We start from the raw sequence: 23,461 nt of genomic DNA on the forward strand, positions 1-23,461 counted from the left end.
CATAAAATGTGCTCTGACCCCGAAATTGGCAAATAATGCGCTCTGACCCCGAATTGTTCAGTACCGGCTCGCCCGCTTGGGTGGCGCTCTATCTGGCCGGCACCATCGGCCTGACGGCATGGATGCGCCGGCACGAGTTCCGGATGGGTGGCCGGGCGGCGGCGGTGGCTGCGCTGGACGTGCTGGCCAGCGTCAGCCTGGCGATTCCGGCAGTGGCTTACTGGGACGAGGAGATCGGCGTGCGGCTGGGCGACCGGGCCTTGTGGGTGCTGTTCGGGCTGGGCGTGCTGGGCCTGCTCGGCTTCGTCGTGCATGACGCCCGCGCGATGCTGCGCCATCCGCGCCTGAGCTTGCGCCAGCGCCGCATCTTCGCCGCGATCGGCGCCGCGGCGGTGCTGGGGCCGTCCTCGCTCGAGCTGTGGTGGGGCGGCTCGGCGCTGGCCCATGTGCATGCTTCCCCCGAGGAACTTGCCCAAAACGGGAGTCTGACCCCGGTTTGATCTAGGTCGGCTCCTTGCGCTGGGCCCAGCGGGCGGCCAGCACGGCGCACACCATCAGCTGGATCTGGTGGAACAGCATCAGCGGCAGGATCACCATGCCCAGCGCGCCTTGCGAGAACATGACCTTGGCCATCGGGATGCCGCTGGACAGGCTCTTTTTGGAGCCGCAGAACACGATGGTGATCTCGTCCTCGCGCGAGAAGCCGAGGCGGCGGCTGGCCCAGGTGGACAGGCCCAGCGCCAGCGCCAGCAGCACGCAGCACAGCACGCCCAGCGCCACCAGCGTCGGCAGCGACAGCTTGTGCCACAGGCCTTCGTTCACGGATTCGCTGAAGGCGGTGTAGACGACCAGCAGGATCGAGCCCTGGTCGACGAACTTCAGCATCGGCTTGTGGCGGTCGATCCAGGCGCCGATCCAGGGGCGCAGGAACTGGCCGGCCAGGAAGGGCAGCAGCAGCTGTTCGACGATGCTGAGGATGGCGTCCAGCGGCGAGCCGCCGCCTCCGCCGGCGCCGTGCACGATCAGGGTGCTCACCAGCAGCGGCGAGATGAAGATGCCGGCGAAGTTCGAGGCCGAGGCGCTGCACACGGCGGCCGCCACGTTCCCGCGCGCCACCGAGGTGAAGGCGATCGACGATTGCACCGTCGAGGGCAGGGTGCACAGGAACAGGATGCCGAGGTAGAGCTCGTAGGGCAGCATGCTGGTGGCGAGCGGCTTCAGCGCCAGGCCCAGCAGCGGAAACATCACGAAGGTCGCGGCCAGCACCAGCAGGTGCAGGCGCCAGTTGGCCAGGCCCGACACGATGGCTTCACGCGACAGCTTGGCGCCGTGCAGGAAGAACAGCAGGCCGATCGCAAAGGTGGTGATCTTGCCGAACACGACGGCGGCCTGGCCCTCGCAGGGCAGCACGCTGGCCACGACCACGGTGGCCATCAGGAGCATGGTGTAGGTATCGGGCAGGAGGCTGCGCAGGGAGGCGCCGGCGCGGGCGAGTGGGCTGGACATGACGGATTTTCCGAAAAGCGGACAGGGCAACCTTCTATTCTAGCCGCTTGCGGCGTCCGCCGCTGGCCGCGGCATCGCGCGGTCCGGCCTGTCAATACGCCATAAAAACACAGGTGATTATCGGTGAGAAATCTATTTCCACTGTTTAGTAGGGGCGATATACTCGCGCTTGCTTTTTATTCATCCTGGGGTCCACCGTGTTCAAATCCATCGTCCTGCCCGTCGTCGCGGCCGTCGGGGTCATCGCCTCCGCCAACGCCGACGAGGGCCAGTGGCAGCCGCACCAGCTGCCGCAGCTGAAAGCCGAACTCAAACGTATCGGCATCACCATCCCGGCCGAAAAACTGGCCGACCTGTCCAGGCACCCGATGAGCGCGATCGTCTCGCTGGGCGGCTGCTCGGCGTCCTTCGTCTCGCCGGACGGCCTGGTCGTCACCAACCACCATTGCGCCTATGGCGCCGTGCAGCGCAACGCGACCCCGGAACACAACTACATCGTCCACGGCTTCCTGGCCAAGACCCGCGCCGAAGAACTGCCGGGCGGCCCGAACACCCTGGTCTACGTGACCGAGAAGGTCGAGAACGTGACCGACCGGGTCCTGAAAGGCCTGTCCCCGAACCTGTCGGGCAAGGAGCGCCACGAGCAGGTCGAAAGCCGCATCAAGGCATTGATTGCCGAATGCGAAAGCGATAAGGCATATCGCTGTTCGGTGCCGGCCTTCCACCGCGGCGGCGAGTACTACCGCATCAAGCAGCTGATGATTCGCGACGTGCGCCTGGTGTACGCGCCGGCCGACAGCGTCGGCAACTTCGGCGGCGACATCGACAACTATGAATTCCCGCGCCAGGCCGGCGACTTCTCCTTCCTGCGCGCCTACGTCGGCAAGGATGGCCGCCCGGCCGACCCGTCGCCCGACAACGTGCCGTACAGGTCGAAGGACTTCCTGGTCGTGTCGGCCGAAGGCCTGAAGAACGGCGATCCGATCCTGCTGGCCGGCTACCCGGGCCGCACCAGCCGCTACAAGCTGCCGTCCGAGATCCGCTTCGCGCGCGACGTCGACTACCCGGCCAAGGTCGCCTCCATCACCGCCGACCTGTCGGTGATCGCGGCCAGCACCATGGGCAACCCGGCCTGGGACGTGCGCTACGCCAGCGTAGTGAAGAGCCTGAACAATGTGCTGAAGAAGACCCAGGGCCTGCTGGACGGCTTCGCACGCAAGGACATCGCCGCCATCAAGGACGTGCAGGATGCCGAGTTCCGAAGCTGGTACAAGCAGCATAGTAAAGAGCTGAAGACAGGAGGCGGCAGCCTGCTGTCCGACCTCGACAACGCGATCGGCGCCGACATGGCCAGCTCCCAGCAGGAAGCCGCCTGGGCGGAAGCCACCCATAGCGACCTGCTGAAGAGCGCGCGCACCTTGTACCGCCTGTCGCTCGAACGCCAGAAGCCGGACGCCCAGCGCGAAGCCGGCTACCAGGAACGCGATCTCTCCTTCATCAAGGCGCGCCTGACCCGCCTGGAGCAGTCCTTCGTGCCGAGCGTCGACCAGGCCCGCTGGCTGGCAGCCCTGAACCGCTACGCGAAGATCGACCAGAAGAACCACCCGCATGGCCTGGATGCGCTGCTGCCGAAAGTCGACATGATTCCGGCGATGGTCAAGTCGACCGAGCTGGCCGACACCACCAAGCGCCTGGCCTGGATCGGCAAGGATCCGGAAGCCTTCCGCAATTCGCACGACCCGTTCATCCAGCTGGCCGTGCGCCTGCAGGACACCGCGATGGCGCTGGAAAACCACCGCAAGGAAGTCGACGGCAACCTGGAACGCGTGATCCCGCAGTACATGGAAGCCGTGATCGCCTGGAAGAAGTCGCAGGGCAAGCCGGTCTACCCGGACGCCAACTCGACCCTGCGCGTGACCTACGGCACCGTGGCGCCGTACACCCCGCGCGACGGCCTTGTCAAAGGTCCGTTCTCGACCGTCGAAGGGATCGTCGAAAAGGCCACCAACAAGGAGCCGTTCAACGCCCCGGCCAACCTGCTGCAGGCGATCCGCGAGAAGCGCTACGGCGTGTTCAAGGATCCGGTGCTGGGCACGGTGCCGGTGAACTTCCTGTCGAGCGCCGACACCACCGGCGGCAACTCGGGTTCCGCAGTGATGAACAAGCGCGGCGAACTGGTCGGCCTGAACTTCGATTCGACCTACGAATCGATCACCAAGGACTGGTACTTCGACCCGGTGATCACGCGCGCGATCCACGTCGACATCCGCTACATGCTGTGGGTGATGAAGGAAGTCGACCATGCCGACAACCTGCTGAAGGAAATGACGATCAAGTATCCGAAGAAGTAAGCGGATCAGTCACCACGTCGTCCCCGCGCAGGCGGGGACCCAAGTTTGCAAGCGCAGTCGTAACGCACGCAGAACTTGGGTCCCCGCCTCCGCGGGGACGACGTATTTCTGGCGGGGACGACGTATTTCTGGCGGGGACGACGTGTTTCTGGCGGGGGCGACGTTTTTTGGCGGAGCCAACGTATTCACGGCGCCGGAAACCAGATATCGAACCGCGTCTCGCCCGCCCCCGCGGGCGCCAGCGCGCAGGTCGCGCCGTGCCGCTGCAGCACCTCGCGCACGAACATCAGGCCGATGCCCTGGCCGCCTTTCTTGGTGCTGAAGAAGGGCGTGAACAGGCGCTGCGACGGCGCCTCGCCGAGCAGGCCGCCGCTGTCGAACACCGACAGGCGCACCCGCTCTCCCAGGTCTTCCAGCTCGACGCGGATCGCGCCTCCGCTCGAACCCTCGCGCGCATTGCGCTCGTCGATCGCCTCGATCGCATTCTTCACCACGTTCAGCAGGGCCGGCTCGATCAGCTGCACGTCGAGCGGCAGGGGGCCGACCTCGTCGCAGCGGCTCCAGCCGAGCCGGATGCCGCGCGCATTGCACTGTTCCCGGTTCAGCCACAGGATGTCGTCCACCACGTCGCGCAGGCGGGCCGGGCGCAGTTCCGGCGCCGGCATCTTGACCACCCGGGTGAAGCGGTCGATGAATTCGCCCAGGCTGAGGTTGCGGCGCTTGACGGCGACGATGGCGGTGACGAAGTCGCCGGCGTCGCGCTCCGCCAGCTGGCCGCGGTAGGTCAGCAGGGAATCGAGCACCGAGCCGGTGGCCGCCACCGTGTTGTTCACTTCGTGGGCCAGCACGCGGATCAGGCGCGCGTAGGTGGCGCGCTCCGAGTCCTCGAGTTCGGCGGTGAGCTCCTCGACGATCAGGAAGTGGCGGGCGAAGCCGCGGTCGAAGAAGCGGCTGCGCTGCGCGCGGTAGCGCCGCCCTTCGGTATCGACCAGCAGCCGGCTGTCGCCGAGGGCGAGGGCGTCGAGCTGGCGCACCAGGTCGCGGCTGCGCGCGCGCCCGCGCTCGTCGAGGGAGGGATCGAAGCCGCCATCTGCGCCGCCCCAGGCCGCGAGCGGCTTGCCGAGCGGCGCGTCCAGGCCCAGCAGGGCGGCGGCGCTGGCGTTGAGCAGGCTGATGGCGTGGTCGAAATCGAACACCAGCACCGCGCTCGGCGTGGCTTCCAGCAGGCGTTCCAGGAAGCCCTGCTGCTCGCCGATCGCCAGGCGTTCGCGGTGCAGGGCGGCCAGCATGCCGTTGAACATGCCGACCAGGTCGTCGAGTTCCGTCACGCCGGGCGGCGCCAGGCGCGATGCGTATTGCTGGTCCTGCAGCAGGTCGTGGAAGCGGCGCGTGTAGCCGAGCGGTTCGAGGGCGCGCCGCAGCAGCCGCCAGCCCAGCGCCAGGCTGGCCGCCAGCAGCAGTTCGGCGCCGACGAACAGCAGCGGCTGCGCCGGCAGCAGCAGGAGCGCGCAGCCGGCCAGCGCGAGGTGCAGCATGGCCAGGTAGGCGCCGAGCCGCGCCTGGAGTTTCAAGGCCGGCAGCTTCATTCCTCGCGCAGGTTTGCGCCGAGCCCGTGGCGCTCGAGGCGGCGGTAGAGGGCCGTGCGCGACAGGCCGAGCGCCTTCGCCATCCGCGAGATGTTCCCGGTGTGCTGCTGGAGCGCCTGTTCGATCATGTGGCGCTCGACCTGCTCGAGCGTCATCCCGTCCACGCCCAGGCGGCTGCCGGGCGCACCTTCGTCGACCGCGCTGGCGGCCAGGAAGTCGGCCTGGCCCAGGCCCGGCTTGCCGGCCAGGAGCAGGGCGCGTTCGAGGGTCTGCTTCAGTTGCCGGATATTCCCCGGCCAGGGCTGGGCCGCCAGCCACTCCAGCGCATCCGGCGCCAGCGCCGCTTCGCCCAGGCCATAGCCGTCGGCGACGCGGGCGGCAATGTGGCGCGCCAGCAGCGGGATGTCGCTGCGCCGTTCGCGCAGCGGCGGCAGGCGGATCGTGATCAGGTTCAGGCGGTAGAACAGGTCTTCGCGGAATTCGCCGCTCGCCACCAGCTCCGCCAGTTCGCGGTTGGTGGCCGACACCACGCGCAGGTCGGCCTGTTCCGCGCGGCTGGCGCCGACCGGCTGGTAGCGCTGGTCCTGCAGCACGCGCAGCAGCTTGACCTGGTCGCCGCGCTGCAGTTCGCCGATCTCGTCGAGGAACAGGGTGCCGCCGTCCGCGCTGGCGATATGCCCCTTGCGGTCGGAACGCGCATCGGTGAAGGCGCCGCGCACGTGGCCGAACATCTCGCTCTCGAACAGGGTGGAGGTGATCGCGCCCATGTTGATCTTGACGATCGCCTGGCCGGCGCGCGGGCTGTTGCGGTGGATGGCGTCGGCAATCAATTCCTTGCCGGTGCCGCTCTCGCCGAGGATCAGGACCGGGGCGCGGGTGCGCGCCACCTGGGCGATCGTCTCCAGCACCTTCAGCAGCTTCGGATGTTCGCCGACGATGCCGGAGAAGTCGCATTGCGCATCGAGCGTGCGGCGGGTGACGCGCGGCGCGGAGTCCGGCACCGCAAGGTCCAGCGTGGCCTCGACCAGCTTGACCAGCTGGGCGTTGTCCCAGGGCTTGGTGAAGAAGTTTGCGGCGCCCGCCTTGACGCCCCTGACAGCCAGCGCGATCGAGCCCCAGGCCGTCATCAGGAGCACCGGCAGGGCCGGATGCTGCTGCTTGATGCGGGCCAGCAGGTCGAGGCCTTCCTCGCCGCTGGTCTGGAGCGAGAAATTCATGTCCTGAAGGACCAGGTCGACCGGCACGGCGTCCAGCTGCTCCAGGGCCTGGCGCGGCCCGTCGGCGCACGACGGGTCGAAGCCGGACTGCTTGAGCAGCAGGGCCAGCGAGACCTGGACTGCGCTGTCGTCGTCGACGATCAGGATGCGCCGCTTGCGTGTTGCTTCCATATGCTTGGTGCGAACTTTCTCTTATTCGTAGTGCAGCGCTTCGGTCGGGCTGAGGCGGCTCGCGCGCCAGCCGGGGTAGAGCGAGCAGAGCAAGGATAGCAGATAGATCACACCCATCGACAGTGCCGCGGCCCCCAGGAATACCGGCCAGCCGAGGGTCTCGCCCAGTGCGCCGGTCAGCGGCAGCTGCACCAGCAGCGCCAGCGCCACGATCATCGCGCCGGAACTGAGGAGCAGCTGCTCGGCGACGATTTGGCCGTAGATGTTCCCGGCGCTGGCGCCGACCGCGCGCCGCAGGCCGATTTCCGGGATCCGCCGGGTGGTGTTCTGCCACAGCACGCCGAACAGGCCGAAGGCGACCATGGCCAGCATGAAGGCGGCGATCACGGAAATCACGATGAAGGGCACCAGCTGTTCCTTCACCAGGCTCGCGCGCATCGCCGGCAGCGGCGATATCTCATACGACCAGTCGTTGCGGACCAGCTTGAGCCGGCGGTTCAGCGCGGTCTCGAAGGCGCGCGGCGTGCCCGGCGCCACCTTGACCAGGATGGTGCGCACGCGCGACTTGCCGGCATGCGGATCGAAGCGCGTCATCACGAAATTCACCGGCGCCATCAACGGTCCCTGGTTGCGGAAGTCCTCGACCACCCCGATCACGCGGAAGGTGCGCACCCCATGGTCTTCCTTGTCGGTGAACTGCTGTCCCAGCGCATCGCGGCCGGGGAACATCGCCGCAGCCATGCGCCTGTTCAGCACCGCCGGCCGCGTCGCCTGGCCGTCGTCCTGGGCGTTGAACCAGCGCCCGGCAACCGGCTTGATGCCGAGCGCCGCGGCGGCGCCGTCGCTGGACTCGAAGATATGGGTCGACACGGCGGCGCCGGTCTGCGCCGACGTGAAGCTCGTCGTCCAGGTCGACATCGTGTACGGCGAATAGGCCGCGAAGCCGACCTCGCGCACCTCCGGCAGCGCCAGCAGGCTGCGGCGCAAGGTATCGTAGACCTCGGCCGGAATCGACTCGTCGGGCACGTCGCCCATCACCATCTTGACCGACCAGGTATCGGCGCCGTCGAAGCCGACCGGTTCGCGGTACAGCTGCCAGTTGCGCAGCCCGAAGGCGGCGATGCCGAACACGATGGCGAAGGCGAGCAGGATCTCCAGGCTCAGCATCAGGTTCCTGGACTTGCGCTTCCAGGTGAGTTTCAGCAGGTGGCGCAACATCACGCGGCTCCTTTCAGGGCATGGACCGGATCGAGGCGGGACATCTTCCAGGCCGGGACCAGGCCGGACAGCAGGCCGAACACGAAGGCCAGCAGCATGCCGCAGGCGAACACGGTCGGGTTGATACCGACCTTCAGGTAGGGAATCAGCTGGGCGCTCTCCAGCCACCACAGCACCAGGCGGGTACAGGCCAGGCCGATCAGCCCGCCGGCCAGGGACAGCAGCACGTTCTCGACCACCAGCTGGCCGGCCAGCTGCCGGCTGGTCGCGCCGAAAGCCTTGCGTACGCCGATCTCCGAACTGCGCTCGAGGATGCGGCCGGTGTTCAGGTTGACCAGGTTCAGCGCCGGCAGCAGCATGAACAGCAGCATGGCGGCCGCGATCCACAGCAGCAGCGTGCTGCCGCCGGAGCCGACCTGCTCCTTGTTGCCCAGCAGTTCGCGCGCAACCAGGTCGAGCTTGCTGTCGGCCCAGAAGGTGGTGACCGCGAAGGTATGCGGATCCTTGTCCACGAAGGTCTTCGCGACGCGTTCGATTTCGCGCTTGATGCGCGGCAGGTCGGACGGCTGCCTGGCCAGCAGCATGGCGGCGAAGGAGCCGGTCAGCTCGTCGCGCCAGGTGCCGGAGGGGAAGGTGTACAGCGGCGCCCAGATGTCGGCATAGGCATTCATGTGGATGACGTCTTCGACCACGCCGATCACTTCGAACATCTGGCCGCCGATGCTGATCTTCTGGCCCGGCGCCGCCGCGTCGCCGAACAGCCTGCGCGCAGTGGTGGCGTTGACGACGGCGACGAAGCGCCCGTTGCGGTCGTCGTCCGCGTCCGGCAGGCGTCCCGCCAGCAGCTTGAAGTCGAGGATGCGCCAGTAGTCGGCGTCGACGCGCCGCATGTCCAGTGCGCTGACGCGGTCGCCCTGGTAGACCGAGACCGAGGCCGGGGTGGTGAAGGCCGAGACCCGCTCCAGTCCGGGGATCGGCTTGAGGTATTTGTCGATGGTCTTGAAGCCGAGCAGGGTGGTGCGCACGGTGTGATGGTCGGCGCTTTCGCTGCGGATGCCGTACACCTGCAGGAAGCGCTCGCTCTTGCCTTCCACGCCGCTCGGCCAGAACGCGGTCTCGAGCAGGGCGGTGATCACCATCAGCACGACCAGGGTGAGCACGATGCAGACCAGGTTGATCGCCGTGAACAGCTTGCGGCGCATGAAGACCTTCCAGGCCGTCAGCAGGTAGTTACGCAGCATGGACGGCCTCCCCGGCGACGCCGGACGGACGGACCAGCTGGCCGTCGAACACGCGCACGATGCGGCCCACGCGGCGCGCTTCCTGCTCGTCGTGGGTCACCATCACGATGGTCGTGCCCTCCTGGTTCAGCTTGAGCAGGATGTCGATCACCTCGGCGCTCATCTTGCTGTCGAGGTTACCGGTCGGTTCGTCCGCCAGCAGCACCTGCGGCCGGCCGACGATCGCGCGCGCGATCGCCACCCGCTGCTGCTGGCCGCCCGAGAGCTGGTTCGGATAGTGCTCCATGCGCGCGCCCAGGCCGACCCGCTCGAGCGCCTCGCGCGCCAGGCGGCGGCGCTCGCCGTTGCCCATGCTGCGGTAGAGCAGCGGCAGTTCGACGTTGTCGATCACGCGCAGGTCCGGGATCAGGTGGAAGCTCTGGAAGATGAAGCCGAAGGTACGGTTGCGCAGGCGCGCCACTTCCTTGTCGCGGTACGAGGCCAGCGCCGCGCCGTCGATGTGCACGCGGCCCTGGCCCGGCCGGTCGAGCAGGCCGATGATGTTCAGCAGCGTGCTCTTGCCGCAGCCGCTCGGACCCATCAGGGCGACGAACTCGCCCTTGGCGACCTGCAGGTCGATGTCCTTCAGGGCCAGGGTTTCGACCTTGTCGGTGCGGTAGGTCTTGCTGACGTTTTCGAGTCTGATCATATGCTTCCCCTTATTGTGAAATCCGGATGCTGTCCAGGTCCTTGAAGGCGCTGGTGTCGGAGACGATGAAGCGGTCCCCCGGCCGGGCGCCCCTGATCACCTCGACCACCTTGCCGTCGCTCGATCCCAGCTCGATCCGGGTCTTGCGGGCGACGCCGTCGTGGACTGCGAAGGCCGGCTGGCTGCCCTTGCCGTTGAAGGCCGCGCCGCTGTCGATCACCAGCACGTTGGCCCTGCGGTCGGTGACGATGTCGACGTCGACCCGCATCTTGTTGCGCAGCTGCGGGTTGTGCGGCTGTTCGAGGTCGACCAGCAGCTTGACGGTGCCGTTCTGGACTTCGGGCAGGATGGTATGCACCCGCCCGGCCAGCACTTCGCCGTTCTGTTCGACGCGCACGGCCTGGCCGGCGGCCAGCTGGCGCGCGTAAAAGTCGGACAGTGTCGCTTCGACCCGGTAGTTGTTCAGCTCCGACACGCGCGCGACCAGCTGGCCCGACGCCACGCTCGCGCCTTCTTCCTCGACCAGCGAAGTCAGCATGCCGGAGAAGGGCGCCGCCACCCGGGTCTGCTGCAGCAGGCCTTCCTGGCGGGCGATCTGCTTTTGCAGGATGTCCTGTTGCAGCTTGGCGGCGGCGATGGCGCTGGCGGTGGCGCGGCGCGTGTCCTCGATCAGTTCGCGCTGCTGGCGCAGCTGGATCTCGTTGCGCTGCACGTTGAGCTCGGAGGTCAGCAGGTCTTCGCCGGACACCAGGCCGCTGTCGCGCAGCTTGCGGTTGCGCTCGCGCCGCGCGCGGGTGGCCTGGAGGTCGATCTCCAGCAGCTCGATCGCCGATGCGGTCTGCTTCAGCTTCTGCGCCATCTCCAGGCGCAGCACGACGATCCGGTTCTCCTGCTGCGCAAGCTGCTCCTTCAGCGCCTCGAGGGCCAGGCGGATCTCGCGGTCGTCCAGCTCCAGCAGCAGCTCGCCCTGTTTCACCTGCTGTCCCGGCTTGGCGACGACCCTGGCCACGCGGCTCGCGCCGGGGCTCGACACCACTTCCTCGTGCACGGGGATGACCACGCCGGCGGCATTGATGGTGTTGTCGACGTTGCCGCGCCGGACCTCGGCCACCACGATGTCTGAGGCCGCGACGCCGGGGCGCACGGCGCGGTTGAGGCCCCAGGCGGCGGCCAGGAAGCCGGCGCCCAGCAGGAGGCCGGCGGCGAGCCGGAAGTGGCGTCGGCGGCGCAGGATGTCGATGCCGATGGCTTGGTCCATGACGATGCGTGTGATGAAGGAGTGACGATGTGTCCTTCATTGCAAGCATCGTGCCAGGGAGCCTTCACTGGACGGCGCCCGGTCCGGCCGGCGCCGCCTTGCCCGTGTGCGGGCACCGGTGTCCGGATCCGGGCACTGGCGCGCCCGGGAACCGGTTGATCGGCCTGCTTACTGGCCGATGTGCTTGGCCAGGAAGGCTTCGAGGCGTTGGTAGAAGTCGGTGCGGTTCCTGGTGGTGTAGAAACCGTGGCCTTCTCCCGGCGCCAGGAACCATTCCGGCGGACGGCCTGCCTTGATCAGCGCCGCGCGCATTTTTTCGGCATTCTCGACGTCGGCGTTCTTGTCCTGGCCACCGTGCACCAGCATGACCGGCACGGTGATCCTGTCGGCCAGCAGGGTCGGCGAATAACGGTCCAGTTCCGCCTTGTCGGCGCCCAGGGTCTTCCTGAAGTAGTTGGCCGCGGCCTCGTCCCAGCGGTTGTTCCTGGGCTTGTGCACCAGGCTCAGGTCGTACACGCCCGCATAGCCTACCGCGCACTTGAACAGCGAGGGTTCGCGCGCGGCCAGGATCAGCGCCGAATAGCCGCCGAAGCTGGCGCCGAACACGCACATGCGCGCGCCATCGACTTCGCCCGTCGCCACCGCCCAGCGCACGCCGTCGACCAGGTCGTCCTGGATCTTGCCGCCCCACTGGCGGTAGCCGGACTCCTTGAAGTCCGGGCCACGGTTTCCGGAACCGCGATAGTTCACCTGGAGCACGGCATAGCCCCGGCTGGCCAGGAATTGCGCGTCGCTGTCGAAGTACCAGTCGTCGGCGATGCCGAACGGGCCGCCGTGCGGCAGCAGCACCAGCGGCACCTTGCTGCCTTCCGGATGGGCCGGCATGGTCAGAAAGCCGTGCAGCACCAGGCCGTCGCGGGCCTTGAAGGTGATCGGACGGCGCGGCGCCATCTGTTCGGGGTCGATCTCTTCCCGCGAGGAGAACAGCAGGTCGGCCTTCATGGTCTTGCGGTCGAACAGGTAATAGGAACCAGGGTCGCGGTCGCTGGAGACGCTGAACAGCAGGGTGTTGCCGTCGTCGCTGAAATTGATGAAGTACAGCGATTGGCCGGGGAACTGCGCACCCAGGAGTTTGTGCAGCTTGGCGCCTTCGTCATTGTCGTCGAAGTAGCGCACCTCGGGTTTGCCGACCGTCGTGAAAGCGCCGAAGGGCATGTTCCGGTCCGGCCCGTACAGCGTGGCGCCGTAGCTGCCGGCGGCGTCCTCGAACAGGGTGACGCGCTTGCCGGTTCCCACGTCCTCGCGCACCAGCTTGTCCGGCCCGCCGTCGGGCGACCAGTCGACCAGCATCTGCTTGTCGTCCAGCGAAAACTTGAGAGGCCAGTAACGGCGGCCCAGGCCGCTCAGCCTGGTCCACTTGTCGGCGCCGTCGTCCTGGCGGAACAGCAGCGGGTCGTTTTGCTGGTCGAGTCCGAAGGCATAGCCTGCCTTGCCGTCGTTGCGGATCAGGAAGCCGAGGTCGGGGTGCGGCAGGTCGGCCATCAGCTTGCGGGTGGCGTAGCGCGAGTCGATATCGTACAGGAGGCTGTGCGACCCTTCCCACAGATGGCTGGCCAGGTAGAGATGGCCGTTGCGCGCACGCGGTATGTCCTGGATATCGCCATAACCGTAATCGTCGCCGTAGCGCTGGCCGCGGGTCGAGGACTTGAACATGTCATGGCCGTACAGGTACTCGAATTTGCTGCCATCCATCTCCGCGGCCACCACTTCGCCGTTGGACACAGGAGCGTCGATCGAGCCTCGCTCGGTGCCTTTTTCGATGGCCAGGCGGGTATTCGTGATCCAGTGATAGTCGAGCGGCACCTCGAACTTCGCGAGGCGGATCGCCCCGACCGACTGCATGCCGGGCACCGTAAAGGTCATCAGCACCGGGAAGTCGCGGTCTTTTTCCTGGTCGGGCACCAGGACCGTGATCACGATGTGCTTGCCGTCCGGGGACAGGCGCGGTTTCGAGAACCTGTCCTTGTGGACGAAGGCCGCCAGCGGCACCTGGGGCGCGGCGAGGCTGGCGAGAGGAAGCGCAGCCAGCAGGGCGGCGCAGAATACGGCGGAACGCAGGCGCATCGAAAGTCTCCATTCAGGTTCCCGGACGGGTATCGATCGAGTATATATGCACGTTGCCGCTAAAAAATAACACTTTGTCACAGGCATGGGCTGGCGGAGTAAGAGATAATCTGCTGTTGACTTTTTCTACGCCGCGCATGAACGACACACTCGCCTTCCCGGGCTTCAGCACCACCCCGCTCGAACTGATTTCTTTCGTCCTGTCGATCGTGACGGTGCTGCTGAACATCCGCCGCATCCACTGGGCCTGGCTGTTCGCGATCGTCTCCTCGGCCGCCTACGGCATCGTGTTCTTCAAGTCGCGGCTGTATGGCGACGCCGGCCTGCAGGGCGTATTCATCGCCGCCTCGATCTGGGGCTGGTACGAATGGCTGCGCGGTAAGGGAAGCGATGACCAGCCGCTTCTGGTGACCCGCCTCGACCGCGCAGGCTGGGCCTGGTCGCTGGCCGGCTGGGCGCTCGGCTTCGTGGCGCTGTCCTGGTTCCTGCGCGCCTTCACCGACACCGACGTGCCGCACATGGACGGCTTCCTCACCGCCGGCAGCCTGCTCGGCACCCTGCTCACGGCGCGCAAGAAGGTCGAGAACTGGCATGTGTGGATCGCGGTGGATGTCCTGTACGTCGGCCTGTACGTCTACAAGGGCCTGCACCTGACGGCGGTCCTGTACGCGGCGTTCGTGGTGATGGCGGCGCTGGGCCTGCGCACCTGGGCGCGCGCGGCGCGCGAGGGCGCGCGATGACAGTGCGGCGCATCGCGATCCTGGGCGCCGAGTCGACCGGCAAGTCGACCCTGGCGCCGGCCCTGGCGGCGCGCTACGGCACGCTGTGGGTGCCGGAATACTTGCGCGAATTCGTCGAGACCCACCAGCGCGTACCCTTCGAGCACGACCAGGTCGGGATCGCGCGCACCCAGCGCGCGCGCGAGGATGCGCTGGCGGCGTCGCCCGGAGCGCGGCGCTTCCTGTTCTGCGACACCACGCCGTTGGTGACGGCGGTCTACAGCCGGATCTACTGGGGCAGGGTGCCGCCCGAGCTGCTGGAGATGGAAGCGGCGCACGATTACGCGCTGACGCTGGTGGCGGGGCTCGACCTGCCGTGGGTGCCGGACGGCCTGCAGCGCGAGTCGGAGGAGGTGCGCCGGCAGGTGCATGAATGCCTGCTGGCGGTGCTGCGCGAACGGGGCATCCCGTTCACGCTGCTGGAAGGCGACCTGCCGCGGCGGCTGCGGCAGGTAGAGGCATTACTTGCTTAGAAGTCGAACTGGCCCGACACGCGGAAGGTGCGCGGTGCGCCCGGCAGCAGGTAGCCGCCCAGCGCCGGCGTGACGTCGCGCCAGTAGAACTTGTCGAACAGGTTGTCGACGCGGGCGCGCCAGGTCACGCGGGTAGCGCCCAGGTGCATCGCGTACGCGGCGCCAAGGCCGAACACGTGGTAGTCGGGAACGAACACGCGGTTCTCGACGTCGAAGGCCTTCTTGCCGGAGTACTGCCAGTTGGCGTCGACCTTCAGGCCCGGCACCTGCGGCACGGCGTATTCGGCCCACACGGTCGACTTGAAGCTGGGGACGTCGGTGACGCGCTTGCCGTCGATGGCGGCGTCGCCGGTGCCGTCCTGGCGGGTGTTCAGGGCCATCAGCGACAGCCCGGCCTGCAGGCCCGCGGCCAGCCTGCCGTCGGCCGACAGCTCGAAGCCGCGGTGGGTCTCGCGGCCGCCGCGCACGAAGGGGTTGCGTTCCACCGGTTCGCCGTCGACGATGACCGTCACGGTGTGGTTCGGATCGGTGTACTCCAGGCCCTGGCGGATCTGGAACAGCGAGGCCGACAGGTTCACGCCGCGCACGGAGCCCTTGGCGCCGACTTCGAACTGCTTCGAGCGGCCCGGCTCCAGCACCTGGTTCTCGTTCGCGGTCTCCATCGGCGCGATGCCGCCATGCTGCAGGCCGTGGCTCACCGAACCGTAGACGTTCCAGTCGCGGTTCACGTTATAGACCAGGGCGAGGCTCGGCAGCAGGAAGGAATCGCGGCTAGCGACATGGCTTGGCGCGATGTAGTCGCTGCGCCTGGCCTGCACGTAGCGCAGGCCGCCGTGCAGGGTGAGCTGGGGCGTGAGGGTCACGATGTCCTGTGCGAACAGCGCGCTTTCCTGGTCGCTGCGGCGTTCGAACACGGGGCCGGTGACGCGCGACGGATCGGCGTGCGGCGACACCAGCGGATTCCACAGGTTGCTGTAGCCGACGTAGTCATAGACATAGTCGCCGAAGCTGTCGTGGCGCTCGGCGTACGAGGCGCCGACGGTCAGTTCGTGGCGCAACGCGCCGGTGGCGAAGCGGCCCTGCAGCATCGCCTGCAGGCCCCACGGGGTCTTGCGCTCGCCCACGCTCTGGTAGTCGTAGACGTCGTAGTCGCCGTTCGAGCAGTAGCCCGGATAGAAGCCTTCGCCCTCGTTGCTGCAGCCGTAAGGGAAGGCGGTGAAGTCGTCGCGCTTGAACCAGTGCTTGTTGGCGGCGACGGTCGCTTTCCAGCCGTCCGCCAGCCTGTATTCGAAGCGCAGGCCGAGGTTGGTGTCGCGGGTGTCGACGGGACGGGTCCAGGGCTGGTCGTTCAGCAGCATCCTGGCCGACACGCCGGTCGGCAGGACTTCATTGCGGATCAGCTGGAAGCCGGGCGCCGTGATCTGCGCCTTGTGCTGCCAGTCGAGGTCCAGCTGGAGCAGCGCATCCGGGGTGATCTGCCAGTCGAAGGCGCCGGACACGAACTGGCGGTCGCCGTTCGCGCCGCGCACGTAGGAATGCAGGTCGGCGGCGGCGGCGTTGATGCGGTAGCCGAAGCGGCGGTCGTCGAAGCGGCCGCCCAGGTCGATCGTCCCGTACAGGGTGCCGCGCTCGCTGACTTCCACGGTGGCCGAGCGCAATGGGGTGGCGGTCGGGCGCTTGGTCACGTAGTTGACGATGCCGCCCGGGGTGGCGACGCCGGCGGTGAGGCCGGCCAGGCCCTTCAGCACTTCGATGCGCTCCTTGTTCTCCAGCGGGATCTGGGTGTCGCCGGGGATCGCGAAGCCGTCCTTGCGGTAGCTGTAGTTATTGTCGAGGGCGAAGCCGCGGATCGAGAACTGCTCGGCATAGCCGACCGCGTTGTAGGCGTCGCTGACCGAGGCGTCGTAGCGCACGGCGTCGGTGGTCGAGCGGATCGACAGGTCCTGCATCTGGGTGCGGCCGATCGCGGTGATCGAGGCCGGGGTCTCCCACAGCGAGGATTCGGAGAAGCCGCCGACCGCGGCACGTTCGAGGCCGGTGCGGGTGCCGGTGACGACGACCTCGGCAATCGGCTGGCCGCGCTGGTCCTGCGCCTGGGCGTTGAGGGAGAAGGCTTGCGCGATGGCGCAGGCCAGGATCGAATACTTCAGTTGTGCGTTCATGGGTTTGCTCGTCTTCGCGCGCCGCTTGGCGTCGCTGCTTTGTCAAAAGCCGGAGCCAACTGGGGAAGGGCAAACAGGTGTGGGCGCCGTTCGGCACCGCCTTGCGCTTTCCTTCGCTGGCATTATCCAGATCAGGTACGGAGGGTATCTCTCACCCGGCAGCGGCTACGGCTGCCAGGACCCCTAGCGAAGGCGCGAGTGTAGCACGGATGCGGGTGGCGTGTGGCGTGTCTGGCAAGGCTGGGCGGTTGCGCTCCGGGTGCTTTGCCTGGCGTGGGATTCGCGCAACGGGTTCCGGCCGGGGCCCGTTCCACGCATGCCAATGGGTGCGGGAAGCGCGTATGCTATCCAATCGACTCGCAAACGCGGAGGGAGGCAGCCATGGCCATCACCAATGGTTCTGCCGGCACGAATGTCCACGAGATCGCCGATGGCGTGTATCGCATCAATACGCCTGTCAGCATCGTGCCGGGTGGGTTCTCGTTCAACCAATACCTGATCGTCGACGACCAGCCGCTGCTCTTTCATACAGGGCCGAGAAAGATGTTTCCCCTGGTGCGGGAAGCCGTCGACAGCGTCATGCCGGTCGGCGACCTGCGCTTCATTGCCCTGTCGCATTTCGAAGCGGATGAATGCGGCTCGCTGAATGAATGGCTGGCCGCAGCGCCCCACGCGGCGCCCTTGTGCAGCCGGGTTGCCACAATGGTGTCGGTGAACGATTTCGCGGACCGGCCGGCCCATGCCATGGCGGATGGCGCCGAGCTCAGCCTGGGGTCGCGATCGGTCAAGTGGCTCGATGCGCCCCATTTGCCGCACGGCTGGGAAACGGGCTTCCTGATGGATACCCGAACCCGGACGCTGTTTTGCGGGGACCTGTTCACCCAGGGCGGCACGGGTGGGACCGCATTGACCACGGATGACATCCTGGAGAACAGCGAAGCGTTCCGTCAACCGATGGACTATTTTTCGCATTCGACCAATACCAGGCAATTGATCGAACACCTGGCCGGCGAACTGCCTGGCACATTGGCGTGCATGCATGGGAGCGCCTGGAGGGGCGATGGGGCAAGCCTGTTGCGTGCCCTCGGCGAACGGCTGGTCGGCGGCGCAGCGCGGCCAGCGTGACAAGGCCCCCGGCCGGGAGGGCCTTGCCAGGCGTGCTTAGATGCAGCGTTCCAGCACCTTGCGGCTGACTTCCAGCGTCACCTCGCCGGTCTCGCCCAGCCTGGTCATGCCGTGCGCCTCCAGCGCCTTCACGACCGCCGGCACGACGTCCTTGCCCAGGCCATAGTCGGACAGCCGGGTCGGCACGCCGACCGCGCGGAAGAAGGCCTCGGTGCGGGCGATCGCGGCCTCGATGCGGGCGTCCTCGTCGCCCTCGGCCAGGTCCCACACGCGCGCCGCGAACTGCAGCAGCTTGGCGCGCTTGGCATCGCGGCGTTCGCGCAGCATGGCCGGCAGCACGATCGCCAGCGTCTGTGCGTGGTCGAGGCCGTACAGCGCGGTCAGCTCGTGGCCGATCATGTGGGTGGCCCAGTCGTGCGGCACGCCGGCGCCGATCAGGCCGTTCAGGGCCAGGGTCGCGGTCCACATCAGGTTGGCGCGGACGTCATGGTTGTCCGGCTCGGCCAGCGCGCGCGGACCTTCCTCGACCAGGGTCTGCAGCAGGCCTTCGGCAAAGCGGTCCTGCACCTTCGCCTGGCTTGGTACGGTCATGTACTGCTCCATGACGTGCACGAAGGCGTCGACGATGCCGTTGCCGACCTGGCGCGCGGGCAGGGTGAAGGTGCGGGTCGGGTCCAGGATGGCGAATTGCGGGAACACCAGGCGCGACATGAAGGCGAACTTTTCCTGGGTCGCCTTTTTCGTGATCACGCTGCCGGAATTCATCTCCGAGCCGGTGGCCGGCAGGGTCAGCACGGCGCCGAAGGGCAGGGCCGCGCGCACGTTCCTGGCGTGCTGTTCCAGGATCGTCCACGGGTCGTCGTCCAGCAGGCTGCCTGCGGCGACGAACTTGGTGCCGTCGATGACCGAGCCGCCGCCCACGGCGAGCAGGAAATCGATGTGCTCGCGCTTGACCAGGGCGATCGCCTCGACCAGGGTCTCGTAGCTGGGGTTCGGCTCGATGCCGCCGAACTCGAACACGGTGCGGCCGTCGAGTGCGGCCATCACGGCGTCGTAGGTGCCGTTGGCGCGGATGCTGCCGCCGCCGTACAGCACCAGCACGCGGGCCGTGGCGGGAACCAGGCGCGCCAGGCGCTCGATCTGGCCTTCGCCGAACAGGATGCGGGTTGGATTGTGGAAGTCAAAGTTAAGCAAAATAAATCCCCCTCGGGTTGCACAGGAGGGGGATTATCGCCGAGGCGGGATTTTCGCGCCGGCAGGGGCGCGTTCCTGGAACCTCAGACCTGCGCCGGCTCCAGCACCGGCGCCGGGTGCTCGACGTGCGCGCGCGCGTGCAGCAGGTGGCGCTGCAGGGTGGTGCGGGCGGATTCGCCGATCAGGCGCCAGTGCTCGCGGCGCTGGGCGGCGCGCTTGCGGTGCTTGGACGGCATCTCGGACAACGGCTTGACGTAGAAGGGCAGCGGAATCCGGTAGCCCTGCTTGCCCGGCATCTCGGCGCCGCCCAGGATCTTCCAGAAGCCGTCGTAGGCGTTGGCGAAGTGCTTTTCCGGATCGGGATCGTAGGCGATGTGGTCTTCGCTGCGGATGGCGACCACCTGGTCGATGCCGACCGCCTGGGCCACGCCCTGCATCGCGGCGAAGCAGAAGAAGCTCGGGGAGTTGTTCGGGAAGACGCGCTCGAAGGCTTCGAAGGCGGAACCGGAATCGGCCCAGCGGCCCTCGTTGCGGGCGATGAAGGGGACCACCGGCGCATCGACGCCCACCATATGGCCTTCCAGCCAGCTGAAGGACAGGCGGTGCAGGCACCTGCCGTCGGCCACCAGGGCCACGGTCAGGTCGCCCTCGGCGTTGCTGCGCGAAGCCATCTCGAGCTGGATCGTGAAGCTGCCGCCTTCGTCCCCGACCTGCCACAGCGGCAGGCAGCGGGCGCCGTAGACGGCCTGCTTGTAGGCGTCGTTGAAAGTGGTTTCCTCGAAGCGGTAGTGGCTCAGGACCGCCTGCACGCGCCGGCGCGCCGGCATGCCCTTGACCAGGTAATCGCGGTGGCTCAGGTGGTGGAAGGGGTCGTCGTTCGGCGGCAGCGCCACGTGGTTGCGGTAGACGCCGAGCTGGCACAGGGCGCGGTGGTCGCGCCAGTAGGCCAGTACGCGCAGGCTGCGTGCAATGCAGAGAATCCAGGAAGTGAGGCTGTTCTGGCGGCGGCGGGCCATCCAGTGTCTGGCGAGGTGAGCGAAAATCATGGTGCGCTCCGGGCATTCATTATCAGGGTGGTTCTATCTTGACTCACCGGCCTTGGCGGCAAGGTGACATTGCTCAACGGAAATAAAATGCTGGGCAGGTCAAGATCGCCACGCTCGATAAGGCATCCCTTGGGTCTTTTTATTCGTGATCACGATGTCTCTTGTTGATTTTTTGTCAGGCAAACGTTGCCAGATGCAAGACTAGCACGATTGCCGCGCCGAACATCGAAATCGTCATGAATAATTGAGTCATGCCGAATAAGTTGAGGAGGGGCGCATGGTGTATGAACTTTTTTATTGGCCGACGATCCAGGGGCGCGGCGAGTTCGTCCGGCTGGCGCTGGAAGAGGCCGGGGTGGAGTACGTCGACGTTGCCCGCGAGCCGGGCGGCATGGGGCGCATGATGGCGGCGATGGACGGCCCCGACCATCCCTCGTTCGCACCGCCCTTCCTGAAAGCGGGCGAGCTGACGATCGGCCAGACCGCCAACATCCTGCTGTACCTGGGGCAGCGGCACGGGCTGGCGCCGGCCGACGACGCCGGCCGGCTGTGGGTGAACCAGCTGCAGCTGACGATCGCCGACCTGGTCGCGGAAACCCACGACACCCACCATCCGATCGCGACCTCGCTGTATTACGAAGACCAGCGCCCGGAAGCGAAGCGCCGCGCCGCCGACTTCATCGAGACCCGGATTCCGAAATTCTTCGACTGGTTCGAGGGCATCCTCGGCCGGCCAGAACCGAAGGACTACCTCACCGGCGACCAGCTGACCTATGCCGACCTGTCGCTGTTCCAGCTGATCGAGGGGCTGCGCTACGCCTTCCCGGCGACGATGGGGCGGATCGACGCCGGCTATCCGTTGCTGATGGCCTTGCGCGACCGGGTGGCGAAGCGTCCGCGGATTGCCGCCTACCTGAAATCGAAGCGGCGGGTGGCGTTCAACGAGGAGGGGATTTTCCGGCATTATCCGGAGTTGGAAAACCAGGAGCAGAAGTAACGTCGTTCCCGCGCCAACCACCGTCGTCCCCGCGAAGGCGGGGATCCAAGTTTGCTAGCGTTTCGTTAGCTTTGGCAAAACTTGGGCCCCCGCCTTCGCGGGGGCGACGGAAGAGATGCGGGGGCGACGGAAGAGATGCGGGGGCGACGGAAGAGATGCGGGGGCGACGGAAGAGATGCGGGGGCGACGGATCAGGCGTCCCAAACCGGCCCGAAATCCGGACTCACCAGCCGCTCGCCACGCTCCAGCCCTTCGATCGCGACGATGTCTCCAGCCCTCAGCTTCACTCCCGGCGCGCCAAGATTGGAAGCCAGGTTCTCGCGCCGGGTCGACGACGGAATCACGGCATACCCCTTGGCCATCAGCCAGGCCAGCGTCACCTGGGCCGGCGTGGCGCCGATGCGCGCCGCGATGGCCTGGATCACCGGGTCGAGCAGCGCCTTGCCATAGGCCAGCGGCATGTAGGCCGTGACATGGATGCCGTGCTGGCGGGCGAAGGCGGCCACCGGGCGGTTCTGCAGGAAGGGGTGCAGCTCGACCTGGTTGGTGGCGATGTTGTCGGCGCCTACCGCCCCGATCGCTTCGCCGAGCAGGGCATTCGTGAAATTCGATACGCCGATCGCGGCGGTGAGCCCCTGCCTGCGCGCTTCCAGCAAGGCCTGCATCGATTCGGCCACCGGCACCGCGCCTTGCGGCGAGGGCCAGTGGATCAGCGTCAGGTCGAGCCGGTCCAGGCGCAGCTTGCGCAGGCTCTCCTTCAGGCTCGGGATCAGCCTGTCGCCGGCCAGGTGCTCGGTCCAGATCTTGGTGGTGACGAACACCTCCTCGCGCGCCACGCCGGATGCCTGCAGCGCCTCGCCGACCTCGGCTTCGTTGCCGTAGACCTGGGCGGTGTCGAGGTGGCGGTAGCCGAGTTCGAGGCCGTTGCGCACCGAGTCGGTCGCCTGCTGGCCCTGCAGGCGGAAGGTGCCGAGGCCGAGTTGGGGAATGGTGTGTTTCATGCGTGTTCTCCGAAAAATCAATGCGTCAGGACGGCGCGGTCGGCCGGGGCGGGCGCCGCGATGCCGCGCGCCGCGTCGCGCCGGTCGAGGCGGCCGGCCAGGGTGGTGAGCGCCAGCGCGCCGAGCACCACCAGGGCGCCGATCCAGGGCGTGGCCATCAGGCCGGCTCTGGCGACGATCAGGCCGCCGCCCCAGGCGCCGAGCGCGATGCCGACGTTGAAGGCGGCGATGTTCAGGCCCGAGGCCACGTCCACCGCCTGCGGCGCGTCGCGGCCGGCGCGCTGCACCACATACACCTGCAGGCCGGGCACGTTGCCGAAGGCGACCGCGCCCCAGGCCAGCACGGTGACCAGCACCGCGGCCTTGTTCCCGGCCGTGAACTGCAGCACCAGCAGCACCGCGGCCAGCAGCGCGAACACGATCTGCAGCGCGCGCACCGGGCCCTTGCGGTCGGCCAGCTTGCCGCCCCAGATATTCCCGAAGGCGACCGAGACGCCGTACACCAGCATCACCAGGCCGACCGCGCCGGCCGAGAAGCCGGCCACCTGCTGCAGGATCGGCGCCAGGTAAGTAAAGGCGACGAAGGTGCCGCCGTAGCCGAGGGTGGTCATGGCATACACCAGCAGCAGGCGCGGCTTCTTCAGCACCGCCAGCTGGGCCGGCAGCGACGACGGCTTGCTGCCCGCGATCGCACGCGGCACCAGCAGGGCGATGCCGGCGAAGGCGATCACGCCCAGCATGGCGACCGCCAGGAAGGTCATCTGCCAGCCGAAGTGCTGGCCGATGAAGGTCCCGAGCGGCACGCCGGTCACCAGGGCCACGGTCAGGCCGCTGAACATCAGGGCGATCGCGCTGGCCGCCTTTTCCTTCGGCACCAGGCTGGTGGCGATGGTCGAGCCGATCGAGAAGAAGACGCCGTGCGCGAGGCCGGTCAGCACGCGCGCGGCCATCAGGGCTTCGTAGCCGGGCGCCATCCAGGCGACCAGGTTCCCGGCCGTGAACAGCAGCATCAGGCCGAGCAGCAGCAGCTTGCGCGGCACGCGCCCGGTGAGGGCGGTCAGCACCGGCGCGCCGATGGCCACGCCGAGGGCGTACAGGCTGACCAGCAGGCCGCTTGATGGCACCGACACCTGCAGGCTGGCGGCGATGGTGGGGATCAGGCCGACGATCACGAATTCCGTCGTCCCGATGGCGAAGGCGCTGAGTGTCAGCGCCCAGAGTGCGAGTGGCATGTTGTTCTCCTGTTGCCTTTGATGGAAGCCAGCATTCTGGGCGTCGGGCGACAGAAGAAAAACATGCTGCCGTACAATAGACTTTTGACTCG

General features: G+C 67.3%; 19 protein-coding genes and 1 riboswitch. Of the genes, 6 read left to right on the forward strand and 13 right to left on the reverse strand.

The genetic code is table 11. The features are described 5' to 3' along the window. Positions 1-35 precede the first annotated feature (35 nt). Positions 36-500: a hypothetical protein gene (locus AC3A6M_RS03515; RefSeq protein WP_487851351.1), complete on the forward strand. Its 465-nt coding sequence runs from the start codon at positions 36-38 to the stop codon at positions 498-500. A 1-nt stretch (position 501) separates the two neighbouring features. Here the strand turns inward: AC3A6M_RS03515 and AC3A6M_RS03520 are convergent, their stop codons facing one another. After that, entirely contained in the window at positions 502-1,506 is a 1,005-nt protein-coding gene (locus tag AC3A6M_RS03520; protein ID WP_487851352.1) for a bile acid:sodium symporter family protein, read from the reverse strand. Positions 1,507-1,703: 197 nt separating this feature from the next. Between AC3A6M_RS03520 and AC3A6M_RS03525 the strand changes: the two genes are divergently transcribed. Further along, entirely contained in the window at positions 1,704-3,857 is a 2,154-nt protein-coding gene (locus AC3A6M_RS03525) for a S46 family peptidase (RefSeq protein WP_487851353.1), read from the forward strand. Between the two features lie 185 nt (positions 3,858-4,042). On the opposite strand, the gene AC3A6M_RS03530 is transcribed toward AC3A6M_RS03525, so the two are convergent. From AC3A6M_RS03530 to AC3A6M_RS03560, 7 genes are all read right to left on the reverse strand, one after another. Beyond that, positions 4,043-5,443 (reverse strand): sensor histidine kinase, encoded by a 1,401-nt coding sequence (locus AC3A6M_RS03530; protein WP_487851354.1) that lies wholly within the window; start codon positions 5,441-5,443, stop codon positions 4,043-4,045. Further along, positions 5,440-6,831 (reverse strand): sigma-54-dependent transcriptional regulator, encoded by a 1,392-nt coding sequence (locus AC3A6M_RS03535; protein WP_487851355.1) that lies wholly within the window; start codon positions 6,829-6,831, stop codon positions 5,440-5,442. Before AC3A6M_RS03535 ends, AC3A6M_RS03530 begins: the two co-directional genes overlap by 4 nt. 21 nt (positions 6,832-6,852) lie before the next feature. Continuing rightward, positions 6,853-8,049 carry an ABC transporter permease gene (locus AC3A6M_RS03540; protein WP_487851356.1) on the reverse strand — a complete coding sequence of 399 codons (1,197 nt, stop codon included), beginning with the start codon at positions 8,047-8,049 and terminating at the stop codon, positions 6,853-6,855. Then, a complete protein-coding gene (locus tag AC3A6M_RS03545; protein WP_487851357.1) occupies positions 8,049-9,290 on the reverse strand; it encodes an ABC transporter permease in 1,242 nt (413 codons plus the stop codon). The genes AC3A6M_RS03540 and AC3A6M_RS03545 overlap by 1 nt, the downstream gene beginning before the upstream one ends. Continuing rightward, positions 9,280-9,978, reverse strand: a complete 699-nt coding sequence (locus tag AC3A6M_RS03550) for an ABC transporter ATP-binding protein (protein WP_487851358.1) — start codon at positions 9,976-9,978, stop codon at positions 9,280-9,282. Before AC3A6M_RS03550 ends, AC3A6M_RS03545 begins: the two co-directional genes overlap by 11 nt. A gap of 10 nt (positions 9,979-9,988) precedes the next feature. Continuing rightward, positions 9,989-11,236: an efflux RND transporter periplasmic adaptor subunit gene (locus AC3A6M_RS03555; protein WP_487851359.1), complete on the reverse strand. Its 1,248-nt coding sequence runs from the start codon at positions 11,234-11,236 to the stop codon at positions 9,989-9,991. A 168-nt stretch (positions 11,237-11,404) separates the two neighbouring features. Then, complete coding sequence (locus AC3A6M_RS03560) at positions 11,405-13,360, reverse strand: alpha/beta hydrolase family protein (RefSeq protein ID WP_487851360.1); 1,956 nt, start codon at positions 13,358-13,360, stop codon at positions 11,405-11,407. Positions 13,361-13,497: 137 nt separating this feature from the next. On the opposite strand from AC3A6M_RS03560, the gene pnuC reads away from it, so the two are divergent. Both pnuC and AC3A6M_RS03570 read left to right on the forward strand, forming a co-directional pair. Beyond that, positions 13,498-14,100: a nicotinamide riboside transporter PnuC gene (pnuC, locus tag AC3A6M_RS03565; protein ID WP_487851361.1), complete on the forward strand. Its 603-nt coding sequence runs from the start codon at positions 13,498-13,500 to the stop codon at positions 14,098-14,100. Beyond that, a complete protein-coding gene (locus AC3A6M_RS03570; RefSeq protein WP_487851362.1) occupies positions 14,097-14,612 on the forward strand; it encodes an AAA family ATPase in 516 nt (171 codons plus the stop codon). Before pnuC ends, AC3A6M_RS03570 begins: the two co-directional genes overlap by 4 nt. On the opposite strand, the gene AC3A6M_RS03575 is transcribed toward AC3A6M_RS03570, so the two are convergent. Further along, positions 14,609-16,774, reverse strand: coding sequence for a TonB-dependent siderophore receptor (locus tag AC3A6M_RS03575; protein WP_487851363.1), 2,166 nt, complete (start codon positions 16,772-16,774; stop codon positions 14,609-14,611). The two genes, AC3A6M_RS03570 and AC3A6M_RS03575, sit on opposite strands and share 4 nt — an antisense overlap. A gap of 91 nt (positions 16,775-16,865) precedes the next feature. Beyond that, positions 16,866-16,969, reverse strand: a riboswitch (TPP riboswitch). Positions 16,970-17,155: 186 nt separating this feature from the next. Here AC3A6M_RS03575 and AC3A6M_RS03580 point away from each other — a divergent pair. Continuing rightward, complete coding sequence (locus tag AC3A6M_RS03580) at positions 17,156-17,899, forward strand: oxygen-binding di-iron domain-containing protein (RefSeq protein WP_487851364.1); 744 nt, start codon at positions 17,156-17,158, stop codon at positions 17,897-17,899. A 36-nt stretch (positions 17,900-17,935) separates the two neighbouring features. Here the strand turns inward: AC3A6M_RS03580 and AC3A6M_RS03585 are convergent, their stop codons facing one another. Further along, positions 17,936-19,093, reverse strand: coding sequence for an iron-containing alcohol dehydrogenase (locus AC3A6M_RS03585; RefSeq protein WP_487851365.1), 1,158 nt, complete (start codon positions 19,091-19,093; stop codon positions 17,936-17,938). Positions 19,094-19,176: 83 nt separating this feature from the next. Further along, entirely contained in the window at positions 19,177-20,139 is a 963-nt protein-coding gene (locus AC3A6M_RS03590) for a DUF535 family protein (RefSeq protein WP_487851366.1), read from the reverse strand. Between the two features lie 277 nt (positions 20,140-20,416). Between AC3A6M_RS03590 and AC3A6M_RS03595 the strand changes: the two genes are divergently transcribed. Beyond that, a complete protein-coding gene (locus AC3A6M_RS03595; protein ID WP_487851367.1) occupies positions 20,417-21,136 on the forward strand; it encodes a glutathione S-transferase in 720 nt (239 codons plus the stop codon). A gap of 191 nt (positions 21,137-21,327) precedes the next feature. Here AC3A6M_RS03595 and dkgB read toward each other — a convergent pair whose 3' ends face one another. Both dkgB and AC3A6M_RS03605 read right to left on the reverse strand, forming a co-directional pair. Then, positions 21,328-22,137 (reverse strand): 2,5-didehydrogluconate reductase DkgB, encoded by an 810-nt coding sequence (gene dkgB / locus AC3A6M_RS03600; protein WP_487851368.1) that lies wholly within the window; start codon positions 22,135-22,137, stop codon positions 21,328-21,330. Between the two features lie 17 nt (positions 22,138-22,154). Further along, positions 22,155-23,369, reverse strand: coding sequence for an MFS transporter (locus tag AC3A6M_RS03605; protein ID WP_487851369.1), 1,215 nt, complete (start codon positions 23,367-23,369; stop codon positions 22,155-22,157). Positions 23,370-23,461 lie beyond the last annotated feature (92 nt).

The sequence above is a fragment of the Telluria sp. Soil_C_11 genome (genome assembly GCF_057657395.1).